Raw genomic sequence first — 16,795 nt, forward strand, 5'->3', positions numbered from 1 at the left:
AAGGTTGGTTTGCTCAGCTTTAACCTTCAACCTGTAACCTGGGAAAGAGAATATTAAGCAAGGGAACAAACATCTTTGAGTGGCGGGACTCGTCGATGGAGTGATTACGACCTAACCTAGTCAACTCCTGGTTTTGGATGCACTGGGATAATTGCCAAGCCTCTTGAGAACCCTTTCCTTCTTCCCGTGCATTGATAATTAGAGAGTTAGCAAACCACTCCCGATTACGAGCGCACTGGCGATACAAATCACCTCCCCATGCCATGGCATGGGGAGGTTAGTGAATCTGAGATGCTTCGGTCAGAAGATTAGTATAATTCTCAAAAGTCTGATTTTTATAACCTTTAATGTAAGCGATCGCTAATTAGCGCTATATAGCTCATAACTGTATTTTTGTTAACTGTATTTTTGTTAATTTTTGACCCTTGACTGCTAACTGTTAACAGTCAATGAAAAGCTGTTTAATTAGCAGGGTAAGGGCAAGAATCAATAAGCTGTGGCTTATTGATAAAAAGACCGGGTCATTTTCAACAACTTAACTCTATTGCGAGTATAGTTCTACGAGATTATAGGGGTTTCGAGCCACGATCAACGGATATACACCCAATGCACATTGGGAGCTATTTTTTCTTGCACTTACCCTGCTTTAAATAGTTGAATTTAATAAAAATTTAACTATTTAAATTGGCTATACCGAACTGGCTGTGTAAGAATGTTATCAAATTATTATAGCAGTCCTAAATGATTCGTGAAATATGTTGGCCAAAGCAATCGCTATAACCCTTGCCCAGCAACGATTGCAGATGCTGATTTGACAAATAAATGATTTAGGATTGCTGTAGTATAATCCTGATTGGGCGGTAATTTGAGTTTTTAATAGAATGATTTTTTCTAAAAACCCCATCCAATCAGAGCTAGTCGGGAATAAGCGCGGTTTTATAGACACTAGGTTCGGTAGAGCCAAAATTCCCTTTGAAGGGTATAGTCTTCGCTTTGAGTTTCTCAAAAACCAGATTCTTGAGTTATTTGACGAAGTCATTTTATCTGGAAAATATACAGGACGCGGAAATCGTGTTATTGCTCTTGAAAAATCGATAAAAGATTTATGGGGGACAACCGGAATTGCCACATCATCTGGAACTATCTCTTTGCAAATAGCACTCATGTGTGCTGGAATCAATCCAGGTGATGAAGTAATAGTACCTTCATTAACATTTATTTCAACAGCTTATGCTGTAAATGCAGTCGGAGGTATTCCAGTATTTGTAGATATAGACCCCAAAACACTAACCATTAATCCAGATGCAGTCTTGGATTCTATTACTAGCAAAACCGTAGCTATTATCCCAGTACATATGTATGGCCAAATGGCTGATATGGACAGATTACTGGATATAGCTAAAAAGTACAATCTAAAAATTATTGAAGATTGCGCACAAGCACATGGGGCTACTTATCATGGCAACTATGCTGGTAGTATGGGAGATTTTGGTTGTTTTTCTTTCTATAATGGCAAAAATATAGGCGGATTAGAAGATGGTGGCATGATAACAATGCAAGATGCCAAGAATGTATCACAAGTCCTTCGTTTATGTGATTTAGGTAGAATCCCTGGAAATCGTTATAATCACGAGGTGTTTGGGCTAAGAGGGCGTATGGGAGAGTTTACAGCGGCATTAATAAATTTAGAATTAAAATTCTTAGAAGAGTGGAACCAACGTCGTAATTATATTGCTAATTATTACAACGCTCATTTTGAGGGTTTACCCTGGGGGGGCGACAAGCGCCCCGTAACCCTTGATATATATTAAATTGAGCGAATTATGGTAAAAAAAGATAGGTCAGAAATTGTCAAGACGACCTATCAATTCAAAATGCTACCAGAATTATATCAAAAACATTTAAAAAATCTCCTTTCCGAATCTCAATTATTGTTTTTTTACCTTGTAGTAATCATTGTACAAGATATCAAGGATGTTAAACTCGAAAAAATTGCTGAATCTTTACCTTTGCCTATTAAATGTAACTCAAGGCGTAAAAAGTTACAGAGATTTTTTTCATTACCAATATTTCAAATAAAAAAAATGTGGTTTCCACTTGTTAGAGAATGGCTCACTCAAAAATTTGATAAACACAAAAAAATCTATTTAGCCATCGATAGGACTAATTGGAATAACAAAAATTTATTGGTGGTTAGTATAATTTATAAAAACCGAGCAATCCCAATTTATTTTGAACTTCTTTCAAAACTTGGTTCAAGTAATTTTTTAGAGCAAAAACAAATACTATCAACTATTATAGGGCTATTTGATAGCTATCATGTTGTTATTTTGGGAGACCGAGAGTTTTGTTCAGTTAAATTGGCTGAATGGCTAGACAAACAAGGGTTTAAGTTTTGTTTAAGACTTAAAAAAAATGAGCAAATTGAATTAAAAAATCAGGGGTGGATTTCCCTGAAAAACTCGGGATTAAAACCAGGAATTTCGTTATTTTTTGAAAAGGTTAAAGTCACAAAAACTAAACAAGTATCAGGATTTAGTATTGCCTGTAAATGGAAGAAAAGTTATCGAAAGTCAGTAAGCCAAGAAGGTTGGTTTATCCTAACAAATATGAGCGAATTGTCTGAGGCAATATCAGCTTATAAAAAACGTTTTGATATTGAGGAAATGTTCCGAGATTATAAAAGCGGTGGATATAATATGGAAGGCAGTAATGTTGTCGGTAAACGCTTTATATCTTTACTTATTATAATCTCTTTTGCTTACTTTATTGCCACAATTAAAGGAGAAATAATTAATAAAAAAGGAGTTCAGGACTATGTAGCGAGAGTCAAAGAATATGGGCGATTAACTAAAAGACATAGCAGTTTTTATATTGGAATGTATGCTCAAAAATGGATTCATTTTATGGATAAATGTTGGGAATTAGTTTATGCTTTGATGCGTTTAAGTCGTCATAAGCTCGATAATTATTTACGAGGTATGAGAGCTATGAAGCTTATACAGTCTACTTTTTAGCTCTCATGTCGCCCCCCCAGGGGTTTACCACTACAGATTCCTTTTGTTGCTCCAGGGCGGACTCATGTTTATTATCTATACACTGTTATAACGGATTCAGTCCAGACAAGACAGAAATTAGAAGACCACTTAAATTCTGTTGGCATCGAAACTATGAGAATATATCCGAAATTGATTCCAGATCAACCTGTTTATCAAAATGGTTTACCTCATCGGGTAGGACGATTAACAATAGCAAAGCAAATCGTGGAAAAGTTATTATCTTTACCAGTCTATCCAGAATTGGAGATGACCGATCTTAACAGAATAGTTAAAGCAGTGCAGCAAGTATTTTGCCAGTAGTCGATAGTTATACCAAATCCCCTTGATTGAGGAGGTGTTCTTTGTAGGGCAATGTATCAAAAAGGTTGGTAATCGGAGTATACCTGAAAGGTGTTTGAGAGGGCTTCTGGACTATGAGAGCAAGGGTGAGGATGATTTTAGCGATAGCGGTGGCATTCTCGCTTACTTAAGTTAGGTTAGGAGCGATCGCGTTTCCTAAGAGCTGATTCGTAAATTCGCTGTAATCCTTGTAGGATAAGGCTTGCACTAAAATAGAACAATTGAACTATTTAATACCCAAAAAACAATCATAGCAAGTTGATGTAGGGTGGGCAGTGCCTCAGACAGATCATCAAGCTTGCAAAGGGCGTTGGTAGGCACTGCCCACCCTACTAATCAAGATATTGCTGATCCCGTAGCGTGCGCGTAGCGCATTTCTTTATCGACAGCAGGGGCAAATAGAATTGTTCTGGAAATTCCTCAAAATGCCTTTGAATTTGGATAGATTAATTACTAAGTCTTGCAATGGAATTCGAATTAAAAATTCTGCGGATTTGATAGGTTATATCCTGTTAACTTTAATCGAAAAGTTTTAATATTGATCTAATTTTTTAGAAACATTTTCAGGTTTACCAGGTAATATTTATAGTGAAATACTGAGCCGATGTTGAGGTAATTTCCTGTCAATAGGAATCAACTTCTTCTTCTGTCTTAATGTCAAATTTTGTGAATGTATTCAACATTTCTTAATATATTCACCATTTCTTGAGAGGAGTGTATATAATTGCGATCGGGGTGAAAGCTATAGGGCGCTGCGCGGCAGTCGCTAAGGGATTCCAGCGCTAGTAGCTTCACTAAATCTCCCCTGAAGACGGGAGGTTAAAGGACTCCCTTCTCGCTAGCATTTCTCTGGATAAGCAATAGATGTTTAACTACTCAGCGTCAAAATTGCCTGGAATTCAATCTTTGTGGGATGAATCTATTGGGGATTCGCGCGTATGTGTAGCCGTTCTGGACGGATCAGTTGATCTATCTCATCCCAGCTTTCAAGGGGCCCAGCTAATCAAGCTGCCTACACTGGTTTCAGATGCTCCTGTGGGGAAGATGGCTAGTCATGGTACTCACATTGCCAGCGTAATTTTTGGGCAGCATGGTAGTCCAGTTCAGGGAATTGCCCCCGGTTGTCGTGGGCTGATTGTGCCAGTATTCTCTGATCGTCAGAATCGTTCACTGTTGCAAATAGACCTAGCTCGAGCAATTAATCAGGCAGTTGAACAAGGAGCTAATGTCATAAATATAAGTGGAGGCGAACTCAGTGAATCTGGTGCAGCAGACCCCATTTTGGAAAAAGCTGTCCGTCACTGTCATGAGAATGGTGTTTTAATCGTTGCAGCAGCGGGAAATAATGCCTGTGAATGTCTTCATGTTCCGGCAGCTTTGCCCTCGGTGCTGGCTGTGGGTGCAATGAATGACCAGGGATTGCCAATCGATTTTAGTAATTGGGGTCAGGCTTACCAAAACCAGGGAATCTTGGCTCCTGGTGAAAACATCTTGGGAGCCATGCTTGGTGGAGGTACCACCCTAAAATTTGGGACTAGCTTTGCGACTCCAATTGTATCTGGGCTGGTAGCACTGTTAATGAGCATCCAGCTCAAACGAGGAGAAAAACCCGATCCTCACTTCATCCGTCAGGCACTGCTTGAAAGTGCCTTACCTTGCCACCCAGATACAGTTCCAGATGCTCGTCGTTGTCTGGCAGGTCGTCTCAATATTCCTGGAGCATATGAGTTGATTACTAAAGGGGAAACACAAGAAATGTCCAATCAGAATTGGGAGGTGGAAAGAATGCAACCCAGTGAAGCCAGTAATTTGGGTTCGGCTGAATCGGCTTATCAGCAGCAAGTCTACGAAACGAGGGTTGTCCCCAGTGCTACTTCTGGACAAATGACTGTAGAAGCTACTGCACAGACTGCACCGGTTCAGCAGGCCATGCCCGTTCATCATGGGCAGATGGGAGTCGTTCCCGCTGCACAGACTGCACCGGTTCAGCAAGGGATGCCAGTTCACCCAGTTCATTATCAGCAGATGGGAGTGGTTCCCCCTGGCCATAATCAACCGGTTCAGCAAGGAATGCCGGTTCAACAGGGAATGCCGGTTCATTATCAGCAGATGGGAGTGGTTTCCGCTGGCTATAATCAACCGGTTCAGCAAGCCATGCCCGTTCATCCAGTTCATCATGGGCAGATGGGAGTCGTTCCCGCTGCTCACACTCCACCTATTCAGCAAGCCATGCCAGTTCAACAGGGAATGCCGGTTCATTATCAGCAGATGGGAGTGGTTCCCGCTGCTCACACTGCACCGGTTCAGCAAGGGATGCCAGTTAATTCAGTTCATTATCAGCAGATGGGAGTGGTTCCCGCTGCTTCCGTTCAACAGGGAATGCCGGTTCATTATCAGCAGATGGGAGTGGTTCCCGCTGCTCACACTGCACCGATTCAGCAAGCCATGCCCGTTCATCCAGTTCATCATGGGCAGATGGGAGTGGTTCCCGCTGGTCACACTGCACCGGTTCAGCAAGGAATGCCGGTTCAACAGGGAATGCCGGTTCATTATCAGCAGATGGGCGTCGTTCCCGCTGGTCACACTGCACCGGTTCAGCAAGCCATGCCCGTTCAACAGGGAATGCCAGTTCATTATCAGCAGATGGGCGTCGTTCCCGCTGCTCAGACTGCACCGGTTCAGCACGCCACGCCGGTTCAACAGGGAATGCCGGTTCATTATCAGCAGATGGGAGTCGTTCCCGCTGCTCAGACTGCACCGGTTCAGCACGCCACGCCGGTTCAACAGGGAATGCCGGTTCATTATCAGCAGATGGGTGCGGTACCCGCTATGACTGCTAACACCGTTGCTTCTAGTAGGGTTACCCCCAGCGGTGTCGTCCCTTCCATGGGATGTGGCTGTGATAGTGGGTCAAAGGCTTTGGTTTACGCCATCGGCACCATTGGCTATGACTTTGGCACAGAGGCTCGTCAAGATAGCTTTAAGCAGCTGATGCCCTTAGTGGATTCTCAAAACGTTAATAGAGAAGTTTCAGCAGAGAATGAAAATACTGAGACTGCTGTTCCTGCTAATCCATTTGATGTGAGGCAGATGACTAACTATCTTCTGGGTACTCCCATACTCGATGGCAATGGTGATCTGCAGCTAGATAGCCAGAACGACTATGAAGTCCGCCGTAATGAGGGAACAGACAACCTATCAGAAACTCAATCCCTGATTTGGACATTGAATCTAGAGCTGACCCCCATTTATGCTATTGAGGCCAAAGGTCCATCTGCTCAATTGGTGTACAAGCAATTGAGCAAGTTTCTAGAGGGGCAGGCTTTGCCACAAATTGCCCAGAACGATTACAACAAAGGATACATCGATAAAGTTTCAGTCCCAGGAATCTTAACAGGTAAAACCGTTCAACTATTCTCTGGTCAAGTTGTTCCTGTACTTGAACTGTATAATCTGCGAGGACTGTACGGTTGGCACATTGAGATCTTAATCCAGGATGTCATTAACGCAGTTATGGCAGGCGGCATAGATGAAAGCCTGTCGAATCAATTGATTGAGGCGACCGATTATGCATTAAGAGCGTTTCTACAACGCATTTACTACGATCTGCGTAATCTTGGTCAAACCTCCCAAGAACGTGCTTTCAACTATGCCGCGACCAATGCATTTCAGTTTGCAGATGCCTTAGTGACTGTACTACAGACTTCGTCGAGTTCAAGTGCTGGCTCTATGCAGCTTGATACCATTGGGGTTGAACGAAGTCCCTTCTGCCGAGTCGATTCAGACTGCTGGGATGTCAAGCTTAAGTTCTTTGACCCAGAAAACGATAGACGAGCCAAAAAAATCCTGCGATATACAATTGATGTCAGCGATATGATGCCGGTGACCATGGGTCAACCCAGAATTTGGGATGCGCTCTAGTCAGATATTTTTTTTAAAAAAGGAGAAACGGCCATGAAATGTCCTAAGCAAGCTGTACCTGTTCAACGTCCTTCCACCTCAGCAGCAATATCTAACCAGAAAGGGGTTAAACCTAGCACTACTACTAGTCCCTTTGAGGAAATCCTGAGAGGGACATCAGGTGCATCAGGCTTTGAAGTAACCCTCAAATTCTGAGTCCAAATTGATTGGATTTGATGAGAGAAACTGGTCTGTGCTAGGTAGTTACAGACCCATCAACAAAGGTAAACATCCATGACGCGATCAAGTTATGAAACTACCGAAGCAATCTGTACCCGTTAAAAGACCAGACCTGATTGACCCTTCCACAACAGTAGACCTGCAAATATTAATAGATGCAGGGGCAGTGGATGAGTTGCGCAATCTTAAATTTGATTTACTTCATGGTGCCAACTATAACAATCCCATGAGATTCTTGATGCCAGCCAACTTCTGTGGCTGTCAGATATTCTCTGGACAGTCAAGAGCAAGATGCTCAGCTACCTGTGGTGGGCTTTAGAGTTGAAGTATTGCTTAGCTTAGAAGTTGAGCGCCGATTTGATGGTGTTGGCTCGACTAACTAACTCCAGGATTCAACTTATTAAGAAAAGCCATGAATATTCACCAGGCAATTTATCGAACAATAGCCAAAAAAAAAAGCAAACCTCCGATTACCTCAGAACCTGAACCGACGGTTCAACTGACTGAAATTGTTGACAAATTCCTGGCAAAGCTACAGAAACAAAGCAACCTGCAACATTTTTCCTGGGTTGTTCAAAACGACCCTAATCTGGTAGCAGAACTGAACAAGATAACGGATAAAGGTGCCTTTGTCGAACAATTGCTGGCTCTCGCCAAAACTCAGGGTGGTTACAACTTTACCGCTCAAGATGTGATGACAATGCCTGGATCGTGGAGTGCTAATTCTGTTGAGGAGCTGATCTCAGCATTTTACACCTTGGCCCAGGGAAGCCTGGAACACTTTTTGACAGATGTTAAAAAGTCTCCAGCCTTGCAACAAACCTTAAATGAGAACCTACAGACAACAACTGACAAAGGCCACCTTGCACAAATCCTAGTCAAACTCGGTGAAGCAGAAGGTTATTCCTTTACAGCAGAAGATGTTGAAGAGGTCGCACAGGGAATCTGATTAAACTTGATTCAGGAGACACGGTGATGAAACTTCCCATTCAAGCTGGGCATGTCCCCCCTTGGTAAGGGTATGTGTTAGGCGAAAACTCACATCTAATTAAGTAGGTAACAGCCCACTTCAGGAGAAAGAATCATGAAATTACCGAAACAAACTGCACCCATTCAACGAAAAGTTTCCGGGACTACCCTGTCCTTGAATAATGGTGTCAATGGTGTTGAAGCTAGTGACCCTATAGATGACGTTGTTAAAGTTACAGAGGCTGTAGCTCCAATTGTAACTCCAGTTTTAACCGCAGCTATAGGCTCTCTTATCTAGCACTAATTGTCTCCTAGGAATGATCCTTCAGGAGCCTGTATAAATAGAGCCTTAACAATTAAAACAGACAGCCAATAAAAATAGAAAGGAGAAACATCATGAAATTGCCTATCTCAGCAAAACCAATAAACAGAGATTCCCTATTTGTAGGTTCCTCGAATCAAAAAAACGGTATTAAAGCAAGCCAACTAGGTACATGCTTTGATAACCAAGGTATAAACATGGGAACAAATAACTTTAATCAAGTGGCTTGTTGTGCCCGACGTGATACAAAGAATGGGGGTTTTTGGCTACCGCAGGGGGGCGGAATACCAGTTAATTGTTAAGTTGTAGTTAAAATCGAACGGGATTGTGGGGCGTGGAGTTACCCTCAATCCCGTTTAAAATTTAAGCCCAACAAATCAATGAATTCTGCTTCTTTACCCGTTCAAGACATCTCTGATACGGCCTTCCTGACAGCCTTCTATCGGGTTCTGGAGAGCGATCGCCCAGACGCTCATTTTCAGGATCCCTATGCCCGGATTTTGGCGGGAACTCGAGGAAAGCAGGTCTTGCAGCAAATGCCCCAGCAGGAGGCCCACGCACCTGGGTGTATCGTGCGCACCTGTGTTATGGACGAGTTGATTATCCAGAGTATTGAACTAGAGGGAGTCGATGCAGTTCTAAATTTAGGAGCAGGACTTGATACCCGTGCCTACCGTCTGCCTTTACCAGCTTCACTCCTGTGGATCGAGGTTGACTTTCCTACTGTCTTAGACTATAAAGCTAGTAAACTGGCTGGCATCAAGCCGGGGTGCAGACTCAAATCTGTTGCCCTTGACGTGACCAATTCCCAGGCAAGGCAGCACCTTTTTCGGGACATTGGCTCTGAGACAAAAAAGGTACTGATCGTAACGGAAGGGCTGCTTGTCTATCTGAATCCTGAACAAGTTGCAGCCCTAGCTAGGGATTTGTGGGAACAGCCCCAGTTTAGTTGGTGGCTCACGGATCTGGCTTCCCATAGTGGGTTGCAGCTCATCCAAAACAGTCTGGATCAGGCTACAGCTAATGGTGAAGCCAAGCTTCAATTCGCTCCTGCCGAGGGGACAAACTTTTTTTGGCAATTAGGTTGGGAAACTACTGAATTTCGTTCTCTCCTGGAAGAAGGACAGCGTTTGCAGCGTTTAGACCTGCCTGAGGCGCTGCTGGCGTTATTATCCTCCCCAGAACATCAAGAAAGTTTGCGCCAGTTATTTGGCTTTGCTTTGCTGAGGCGATCAGAAAGTGGAAGGGAATCATTCCTAACTGACTCTGTTTCTGTCTAACCATTGACGAATCAACTAAAACAAGGAGCAATAAACATGAAACTTCCAGTTCAATTTAAGCCCGTTAGCCGGGGCTCCTTAGGAAAAACTTATTTAGGCTTCAAGACTGGTATTAAGCCAAGTCAACAAGGTACCTGTTATATAGGTGTTGATGGCAACGGGAACTATGAAAATGCTGAGGGAAATTTAACCCCAGAAACCTGCTGTAGCAGGAGATCGCGCAATGGTCATTCAAATGCATGGCGTTCCCAGAATAACATTAGGGTAGCTTGCCCAGTAACTAATGATTGTGGGGCGTGTCTAAACCAGCCAGGCGGTACCTACCGTATCTGCAGACAAAACGGGTCTTGTTAAAGCATAAATAACTTTTCACTACACATCTATAATTCATTACTGGATCAATAGAGGAATTGGCTAGTCCTACCCTTCTAAACCAGTTAATCATCAAGTAGTTCTGTAAGGTGGGCACTTCTGCTGAATTTCCTCAATTTGGGCAATATTGCTAACCAGAAGTTGCCCACCATTTGTGCAGAAAGCAAAGTACACCACTAGGGCACCTCGATTAATTACCTTATTGCAAGTTCTAGAAGGCTGTATCCCCTGAAAATAAGTTTCCATTCTCAACAAGACTGGAATTTTTCGAGGCGTTCAATACTTAGTTAGGGATATGCAGATTAATAGCATACCCTTTGTAAGGGCAAAAGCCTTTACCCCCACCAGCAGATATTTCTGTTGGTGGGGTATTATTTAATTGCATATGCTTTGAGTCCGTCTTGAAATGTAATCCCAACAAATCAATGAGTTCTGCTTCCTTACCCATTCAAGACATCTCTGATGATACAGTATTCCTCACAGGGTTCTATCAGGAATAATATAAAGTCTGGTTGAACACCCTTAATAAAATCCAAAATCCCAGATAGGTAAAAAAGAGCATGAAACTTCCAAATCAAGCTTCACCCGTCAGGAGATTTGTTGTCCAGAACTATTCAGGTGTACAAGAGACCCTAGAGGAAGTAGCTAGCCAAAGGAACTCTTGGGAGTTGAAGCTAAAGCTGAAAAAAGAAAATGATTCCTCCTCTCCCTTCAAAGATATCAAGAAAACATTTGAGAATGGTGCAAAATCTGAGTTGGAGGAAGTTTCATCTGGGCAAAGCAGTACTCAGGAAACCCCTAACCCCATTCCTGAAGCTCCTGATCAGATTCAGGAATACCCCAGTGATACTGGAGTTTGGACAAAATTGGGAAGGATTCTGCAACACCTAGCGATGCCAGCAATCTCCCGTCCGTCCGACTCTTCTGGCAGGGTAGTTTGAACACCCTTAATGAAATCCAAAATCTCAGAAGGGAAAAAAACAGCATGAAACTTCCAAATCAAGCTTCACCCGTCAGGAGATTGGTTGTCCAGAACTATTCAGGTGTACAAGAGACCCTAGAGGAAGTAGCTAGCCAAAGGAACTCTTGGGAGTTGAAGCTAAAAAAAGAAAATGATTCGTCCTCTCCCTTCAAAGATGCCGAGGAAACATTGGAGGAAGTTTCATCTGAGGGAAGTAGTACTAAGGAAACCCCTAACCCCATTCCTGAACCTCCTGATCAGATTCAGGAATACCCCAGTGATACTGGACTTTGGACAAAACTTTGTAACTTCTTTTCCTGCATCAAAAATCCCCCCATCTAATATCAAGTCTGGTTGAATACCGATAATTAAGGAGATAGTGGGGAGATAGGGAGATGGGGAGGGTGCATCTCATATTTGTAAAAAAGTTGCGTAGGGTGTGTTAGGGGGGCCTCATTGTCTTGATGCAGTCGCTCATGGGGGAAACCACGGCAGTTGCATCAAGACAGGGTAATTATCCCGACATGATATAAGTTAGGGTAAACCCATCTAATTTGGTATAAATTTTCACATACAAAAATCTGATTAACTTAATTTTTTTTTTAATTCGAATAAATCCGATCCTAAAGCGGTGCGACAAGGCGCGAGGTTTCCAACGGGAGCATGTCACTTATGCAGAACATTTGTACGCTTATCTGGGTAATAGGTAATGGGTAATAGGTAATGGGTAATAGGTAATAGGGGGAGCATGTCACTTATGCTAAATATTTGTAGATTATCTATAGCCCCCTCATGGGTTTAAGCTTGCGCTAATGGTACATAGTACTAATGTTTCAGCAACGCAAGACCTGCTCCCGTTTCCAACTCCTAGGTCGCCGCTCCGCGAACGCCAAGGGAACGGGCACCAAGAGAGGCAGTTTTTTTGTTCAAAGTCAACGAATTTTCCGCTGACTTTGAACAAAAATCAAAGGAGGATTTGCGTACGCAACCAGAATGTAGAGTACTCTCAAATCGACCAAGAATAACAGGGCAAATAATTGATAATGAATCGGGCTTATTGAGAATAAACAGGTTGATTATGGATTTTTGATACTATTGTTTACTTTTTGACTGTAATTTTTAAGACAAATTTATAGGCATTTAACCTGGGGGAAAAGCCCATCAGCCCAAGACTATGAATCCCTGGCAGCAGACGTAAAAGAGATTAAACAAAGGCTTACCTGTTTTATTAAAAAGCTGACGGCTGACGGCTGATAGCTGAATGCTTACCTAACGGTTAACCGTTCATAAATAATGACATGTCACTTCTGTTCTTTTTGTGCCATCTCCAACTCTTGTTGTGCCATTGCCAACAATTCCGGTACAGTCACAAACTGGTAACCCTGCTTTCTCAATTCAGTAATAATCACCGGTAAAGCTCGTATCGTCTTGGAACGATTACCCCCACCATCATGGAGTAGCACAATTCCTCCCGGTTTCGCTCTGCGGAGAACATTATAGGTCAACCGACGTTGGTTTACCGAGTAATCCTCTGAGTCAGCTGACCATTTTACAATCACGTAATTTTTTTTTCGAGCGTAAGCCACTAAGCCATTGTTCATGATCCCCCCAGGGGGTCTAAACAAAGAGGTCTTAACGTTAATAGTTTTGTAAATCCGTGCTGTGGTGTTATCAATTTCCTTAGCAGCTGCTAAAGGATTATGATAATAATAAGCATGGTTCCAACTATGGTTGCCAAGAGCATGACCATGGTCCACAATTTTCTGAAGCTCTTGTGGATATAGATAAACATTTCTCCCTACCACGAAGAAAGTTGCCTTAACATTATATTTTTTAAGGATGTGTAGCACATCGTTGGTCATCTTCGGCCAAGGACCATCGTCAAAGGTCAAAGCAATGACTTTCTGTGGAGTTTTAAGCTCAACTTCCTCGATATATTTTCCCCGAAATTGCGGAGGAACATAGTTAATCCGCTTGCCTCTCTCTTGCTCTGCCCATTTAGCAATACCTTGCTCCAAAGCTTTATCTGGCTGCTTAGTTAACGTTTCAACTTTCTTTGAGTTAGTTTGCTGCTGTGGCATTTGCCTAGTGATTAGTGCAGCAATATTTTGGTTAGCCCATCGACCTGTTTTCAAGCTGTAGGCAGCCATACAACTTAGAAGAGCAGCAATTATAATCCATGTACTGCGCGACCAGAATAAGCCCTCACGTTTTGCCAAAATTGGTCTCCTTTGCTCCTGCAAAAATACCAGGAAAGTAAATTATCATCTGTAACTAACCATCATCTTATAGAGTGGTGGCTAGCTGTTGCCTAATTGTCTGTTTAATTGTCTGTTTAATTGTCTGTTTAACATTAGCGGTCAGCTATCTGGTGACAATTGCTGATAGTAGATATTGACAAGATAATCGGTAACTTGTGCAATACTCATACCATCGGTTTGTACTTCAATAGCATCAGCTGCCTTGCGCAAGGGGGCTACAGCACGGGTGCTGTCCTTCAGGTCGCGCTGTTGAATCTCCTGCTCCAGCTGTTCTAAGCTCACCTCTTGCCCCCGGTTTTTCAGGTCTTGCTGACGGCGGCGTGCCCTTTCTTGGACAGAAGCTGTTAAGAATAGTTTGACTTCTGCATTGGGAAAGACATGGGTGCCAATGTCACGACCTTCCGCCACTACTCCTCCTTGACGACCCCAGCGTTGTTGTTGTTTGAGTAACTCACGGCGTACTGAACTCAGGGCAGCCACCGTAGAAACTTTGGCAGTAACGGACTGTGAACGAATGACCTGGGTAACTTCTTCTCCATCAACCCACACCTGAATCCCAGACTCTCCTGGTTGATTATTACTCAGATTAATTGTACACTTACTGACTAATTCTGCGATCGCAGGCTCATCCTCCAAGTCAATACCTGCTTTGAGCACCCGCCATGTCACAGCCCGGTACATGGCACCAGTATCAAGATACATCAATCCTAATGCTTTAGCCACCAAACGGCTAACGGTAGATTTTCCAGCTCCAGCCGGACCATCAATGGCCACAATGGGTTTACGGTGGGACAGGAGTATATTGTCAATTAAACGAGTTGTACCTAAGTGAACTGCGATCGCTAATAATCCTTGCTCTTCAACCTGTTCTAGGGGGGTCAGAGTAACAGGATGTACTAATTCCACATACTCGACCTGGATATCCTGGGTTCCAGCTAATTCTGACCTAACCCTCTCAATCAGATTGATGCGATCGCATAATCCACCTTGAAACGCTTTCTGAGCACTAAGCAACCCTTTATAGAGTAATGATGCTTGGGATTTTTGCTCTGGTGTCAGGTATTGATTGCGAGAACTACACGCCAGTCCCGACTTTTCCCGCACAATCGGACAAGGAACAATGGTCACTGGTAACTTAAAATCTGCCACCATACGCTGGATGATTGCCAACTGTTGGGCATCCTTTTGACCAAAATAGGCTCTGTTTGGTCGTACCAAATTCAACAGCTTGACCACGACAGTTGCCACACCCTGAAAAAAACCAGGACGAGAGACACCACATAGGACAGAAGTCATGGTTTTGGGTGGAATCACTTGAGTCAATTCATCACCCTTGTCCGCAGTGGGCATTGAATTATCACCATACAACTGGTCTATAGTGGGAGCAAAAATTGCATCAACTCCAATCTGTTGGCAAAGTTCTTGATCCTGAGCCAATCCACGGGGGTACTCCTGAAAATCCTCTGTCGGTGCAAACTGAAGAGGATTAACAAAAATGCTAACAATGACCAGAGAATTTTCTCGTCTTGCCCGCTCAATTAAGCTTAAGTGACCGCTGTGCAAGGCTCCCATAGTGGTTACTAGACCCACTTCCTTGCCAGGACCTTGACGTTCTAAGTAGCAGTGTAATCCAGCAGTTGTTGTAAACAGGTGCATAAGACTCTAGAGTTTAGATTCATCCGCGCTTATGCCCCACGTCCGCACCGAAGATCGGCGTGGGATGAATGGCGGACAGGAACTTTGATACTTTGTTTGTTACCGTCTATAATGAAAATAGTAGGGTAATAAAATTAAGAGCTAACCGCCACCTACTAACTGCAAATACTAACTGAAAATAGAACGAGTTGTATTGTAAGGCGTGCGGAGGGGCATCCCGGAGACGAAACCTTATAAGAGTGGAGCCTTAATCATAAAGTTTTAACCCTTTACCCATAGCCGACTAACCATAAAGGCTCCACTCTTCTTGCGGTAACTTCTGACCGTGTCGTCAATAAAGCAAGCCTACGTATCCGTTCGCGCAGCGTCGGCGAAAGCCGATACTGTTGGGTGGAGTTGGCAAGAAGCCCACACTGTAATCTCTGATAAGCGTGTGGGAGTATGTCACATTCTTATCGATGTTAGCAACATACTCTTAATAAATAGAAATCTCCAGGAATTGCCAAGTAATTCCTGGAGATTTCTTTTGACTAATAACTAATTAATTCAATAAAGAATTTCTATATGCACAGGCCCAGTGCCAGACCTGACCAATCCAATTATTCTGGCAGCTCCTCTGGACAAATCAATCATCCGACCCCTGACATTTGGTCCACGGTCATTAATCCGGACAATGACGGAGCGACCATTTCTGAGATTAGTCACTTTGACTCTAGTGCCAAACTGCAAGGTACGATGAGCAGCAGTCAGAGCATATTGATTGAATCTTTCGCCACTAGCAGTGCGCCTGCCATGAAAAGCTGAACCATACCAAGAAGCTACCCCCCTTACACTCCATCGCACTCGGCGACGGCTTGCCAGCATTGGTACTGTTAGTGGTTGCCATGTCTGTGCTGAAGCACTGCTTTTGTTGAGAGAAGAAGCATAGCCGATAAGCATAGCGTTTCCTTGGAGATTAGAATCCGGAGAAGCTATTTTCTCTTCTGACTTTGGAATCCCGTCAGTAGTGATTAGCTCAGGCGCTGGTAAGCTTAAACTAGCAAGAGTTCTATATTGAGCTGGAAACTCGGCAACATCAAACATCTGCACTTGTTGACTTGAAAGTTTGTCAGCATCTTGAATTGTGGGAGATTTCCCCCCTGCCATCAGTGGTAAGTCAGGGCTATCTTTAGCTGTGTAGTCAAAGCCCTTAGCTGATGAAATATCAGTTGATAACAACGTACCCAAAACTGTTGTTATCAAAGAACCAGTGATGCAACTCCAACTTTTTTGAGTCATAGTTAGGGTAGATTAAACATTATGATTCCAGGCATTTTGGTGCTAATTCAGATTGATTTAGCACTCAAAATTGCCCTGAATTTACTTGCTTAAAGTAAACTTGTTTAATATTACACTACTAACCAAAGACTATTATAAAGTTTAGAATAATAAATTAA

At 43.0% G+C, this 16,795-nt stretch carries 16 protein-coding genes and 1 pseudogene; 12 read left to right on the forward strand and 5 right to left on the reverse strand.

The genetic code is table 11. The features are described 5' to 3' along the window. Positions 1 to 19 precede the first annotated feature (19 nt). Positions 20 to 265 (reverse strand): hypothetical protein, encoded by a 246-nt coding sequence (locus BJP34_RS31320; protein ID WP_070395715.1) that lies wholly within the window; start codon positions 263 to 265, stop codon positions 20 to 22. A gap of 616 nt (positions 266 to 881) precedes the next feature. Between BJP34_RS31320 and BJP34_RS31325 the strand changes: the two genes are divergently transcribed. The 10 genes and pseudogenes from BJP34_RS31325 (at position 882) to BJP34_RS31370 (ending at position 10,463) form a co-directional block, all read left to right on the forward strand. Then, complete coding sequence (locus tag BJP34_RS31325) at positions 882 to 1,811, forward strand: DegT/DnrJ/EryC1/StrS family aminotransferase (RefSeq protein WP_070395716.1); 930 nt, start codon at positions 882 to 884, stop codon at positions 1,809 to 1,811. Positions 1,812 to 1,874: 63 nt separating this feature from the next. Continuing rightward, a pseudogene (locus BJP34_RS31330) lies at positions 1,875 to 3,037 on the forward strand (IS4 family transposase); the annotation flags it as partial. A 16-nt stretch (positions 3,038 to 3,053) separates the two neighbouring features. Next, positions 3,054 to 3,359, forward strand: coding sequence for a DegT/DnrJ/EryC1/StrS family aminotransferase (locus tag BJP34_RS37870; protein WP_083305442.1), 306 nt, complete (start codon positions 3,054 to 3,056; stop codon positions 3,357 to 3,359). A gap of 903 nt (positions 3,360 to 4,262) precedes the next feature. Further along, entirely contained in the window at positions 4,263 to 7,319 is a 3,057-nt protein-coding gene (locus tag BJP34_RS50185; protein ID WP_070395718.1) for a S8 family serine peptidase, read from the forward strand. Between the two features lie 33 nt (positions 7,320 to 7,352). Continuing rightward, entirely contained in the window at positions 7,353 to 7,514 is a 162-nt protein-coding gene (locus BJP34_RS44900) for a hypothetical protein (RefSeq protein ID WP_158517567.1), read from the forward strand. Positions 7,515 to 7,608: 94 nt separating this feature from the next. Continuing rightward, positions 7,609 to 7,857, forward strand: a complete 249-nt coding sequence (locus BJP34_RS31345) for a cyanobactin biosynthesis system PatB/AcyB/McaB family protein (protein WP_070395719.1) — start codon at positions 7,609 to 7,611, stop codon at positions 7,855 to 7,857. Positions 7,858 to 7,950: 93 nt separating this feature from the next. Beyond that, positions 7,951 to 8,487: a Nif11-like leader peptide family natural product precursor gene (locus BJP34_RS31350; protein WP_070395720.1), complete on the forward strand. Its 537-nt coding sequence runs from the start codon at positions 7,951 to 7,953 to the stop codon at positions 8,485 to 8,487. A gap of 135 nt (positions 8,488 to 8,622) precedes the next feature. Continuing rightward, positions 8,623 to 8,805 carry a hypothetical protein gene (locus BJP34_RS31355; protein WP_070395721.1) on the forward strand — a complete coding sequence of 61 codons (183 nt, stop codon included), beginning with the start codon at positions 8,623 to 8,625 and terminating at the stop codon, positions 8,803 to 8,805. 404 nt (positions 8,806 to 9,209) lie between these two features. Then, the gene (locus tag BJP34_RS31365) at positions 9,210 to 10,109 is read left to right on the forward strand and encodes a class I SAM-dependent methyltransferase (protein ID WP_070395723.1); all 900 of its coding nucleotides are present in this window, start codon (positions 9,210 to 9,212) and stop codon (positions 10,107 to 10,109) included. A 36-nt stretch (positions 10,110 to 10,145) separates the two neighbouring features. Further along, on the forward strand, positions 10,146 to 10,463 hold the full coding sequence (locus BJP34_RS31370) for a hypothetical protein (protein WP_070395724.1): 318 nt from the start codon (positions 10,146 to 10,148) through the stop codon (positions 10,461 to 10,463). A gap of 301 nt (positions 10,464 to 10,764) precedes the next feature. On the opposite strand, the gene BJP34_RS44905 is transcribed toward BJP34_RS31370, so the two are convergent. Then, a complete protein-coding gene (locus BJP34_RS44905; RefSeq protein WP_158517568.1) occupies positions 10,765 to 10,929 on the reverse strand; it encodes a hypothetical protein in 165 nt (54 codons plus the stop codon). Between the two features lie 112 nt (positions 10,930 to 11,041). On the opposite strand from BJP34_RS44905, the gene BJP34_RS31375 reads away from it, so the two are divergent. Together BJP34_RS31375 and BJP34_RS31380 are read left to right on the forward strand one after the other, a co-directional pair. Then, positions 11,042 to 11,422 carry a hypothetical protein gene (locus BJP34_RS31375; RefSeq protein WP_070395725.1) on the forward strand — a complete coding sequence of 127 codons (381 nt, stop codon included), beginning with the start codon at positions 11,042 to 11,044 and terminating at the stop codon, positions 11,420 to 11,422. Positions 11,423 to 11,466: 44 nt separating this feature from the next. After that, positions 11,467 to 11,784 carry a hypothetical protein gene (locus tag BJP34_RS31380; protein ID WP_083305680.1) on the forward strand — a complete coding sequence of 106 codons (318 nt, stop codon included), beginning with the start codon at positions 11,467 to 11,469 and terminating at the stop codon, positions 11,782 to 11,784. Positions 11,785 to 12,743: 959 nt separating this feature from the next. On the opposite strand, the gene BJP34_RS31385 is transcribed toward BJP34_RS31380, so the two are convergent. The 3 genes from BJP34_RS31385 to BJP34_RS37880 all read right to left on the reverse strand — a co-directional run bounded on the left by BJP34_RS31385 (position 12,744) and on the right by BJP34_RS37880 (position 16,637). Then, positions 12,744 to 13,661 (reverse strand): polysaccharide deacetylase family protein, encoded by a 918-nt coding sequence (locus BJP34_RS31385; RefSeq protein ID WP_229424116.1) that lies wholly within the window; start codon positions 13,659 to 13,661, stop codon positions 12,744 to 12,746. Positions 13,662 to 13,802: 141 nt separating this feature from the next. Continuing rightward, complete coding sequence (locus tag BJP34_RS31390) at positions 13,803 to 15,359, reverse strand: bifunctional pantoate--beta-alanine ligase/(d)CMP kinase (protein ID WP_070395728.1); 1,557 nt, start codon at positions 15,357 to 15,359, stop codon at positions 13,803 to 13,805. Positions 15,360 to 15,905: 546 nt separating this feature from the next. Next, entirely contained in the window at positions 15,906 to 16,637 is a 732-nt protein-coding gene (locus tag BJP34_RS37880; RefSeq protein ID WP_083305443.1) for a septal ring lytic transglycosylase RlpA family protein, read from the reverse strand. Between the last annotated feature and the right edge of the window lie 158 nt (positions 16,638 to 16,795).

Origin of the sequence: Moorena producens PAL-8-15-08-1 (assembly GCF_001767235.1) — a bacterium.
In the GTDB taxonomy this organism is placed as follows: Bacteria; Cyanobacteriota; Cyanobacteriia; order Cyanobacteriales; family Coleofasciculaceae; genus Moorena; species Moorena producens_A.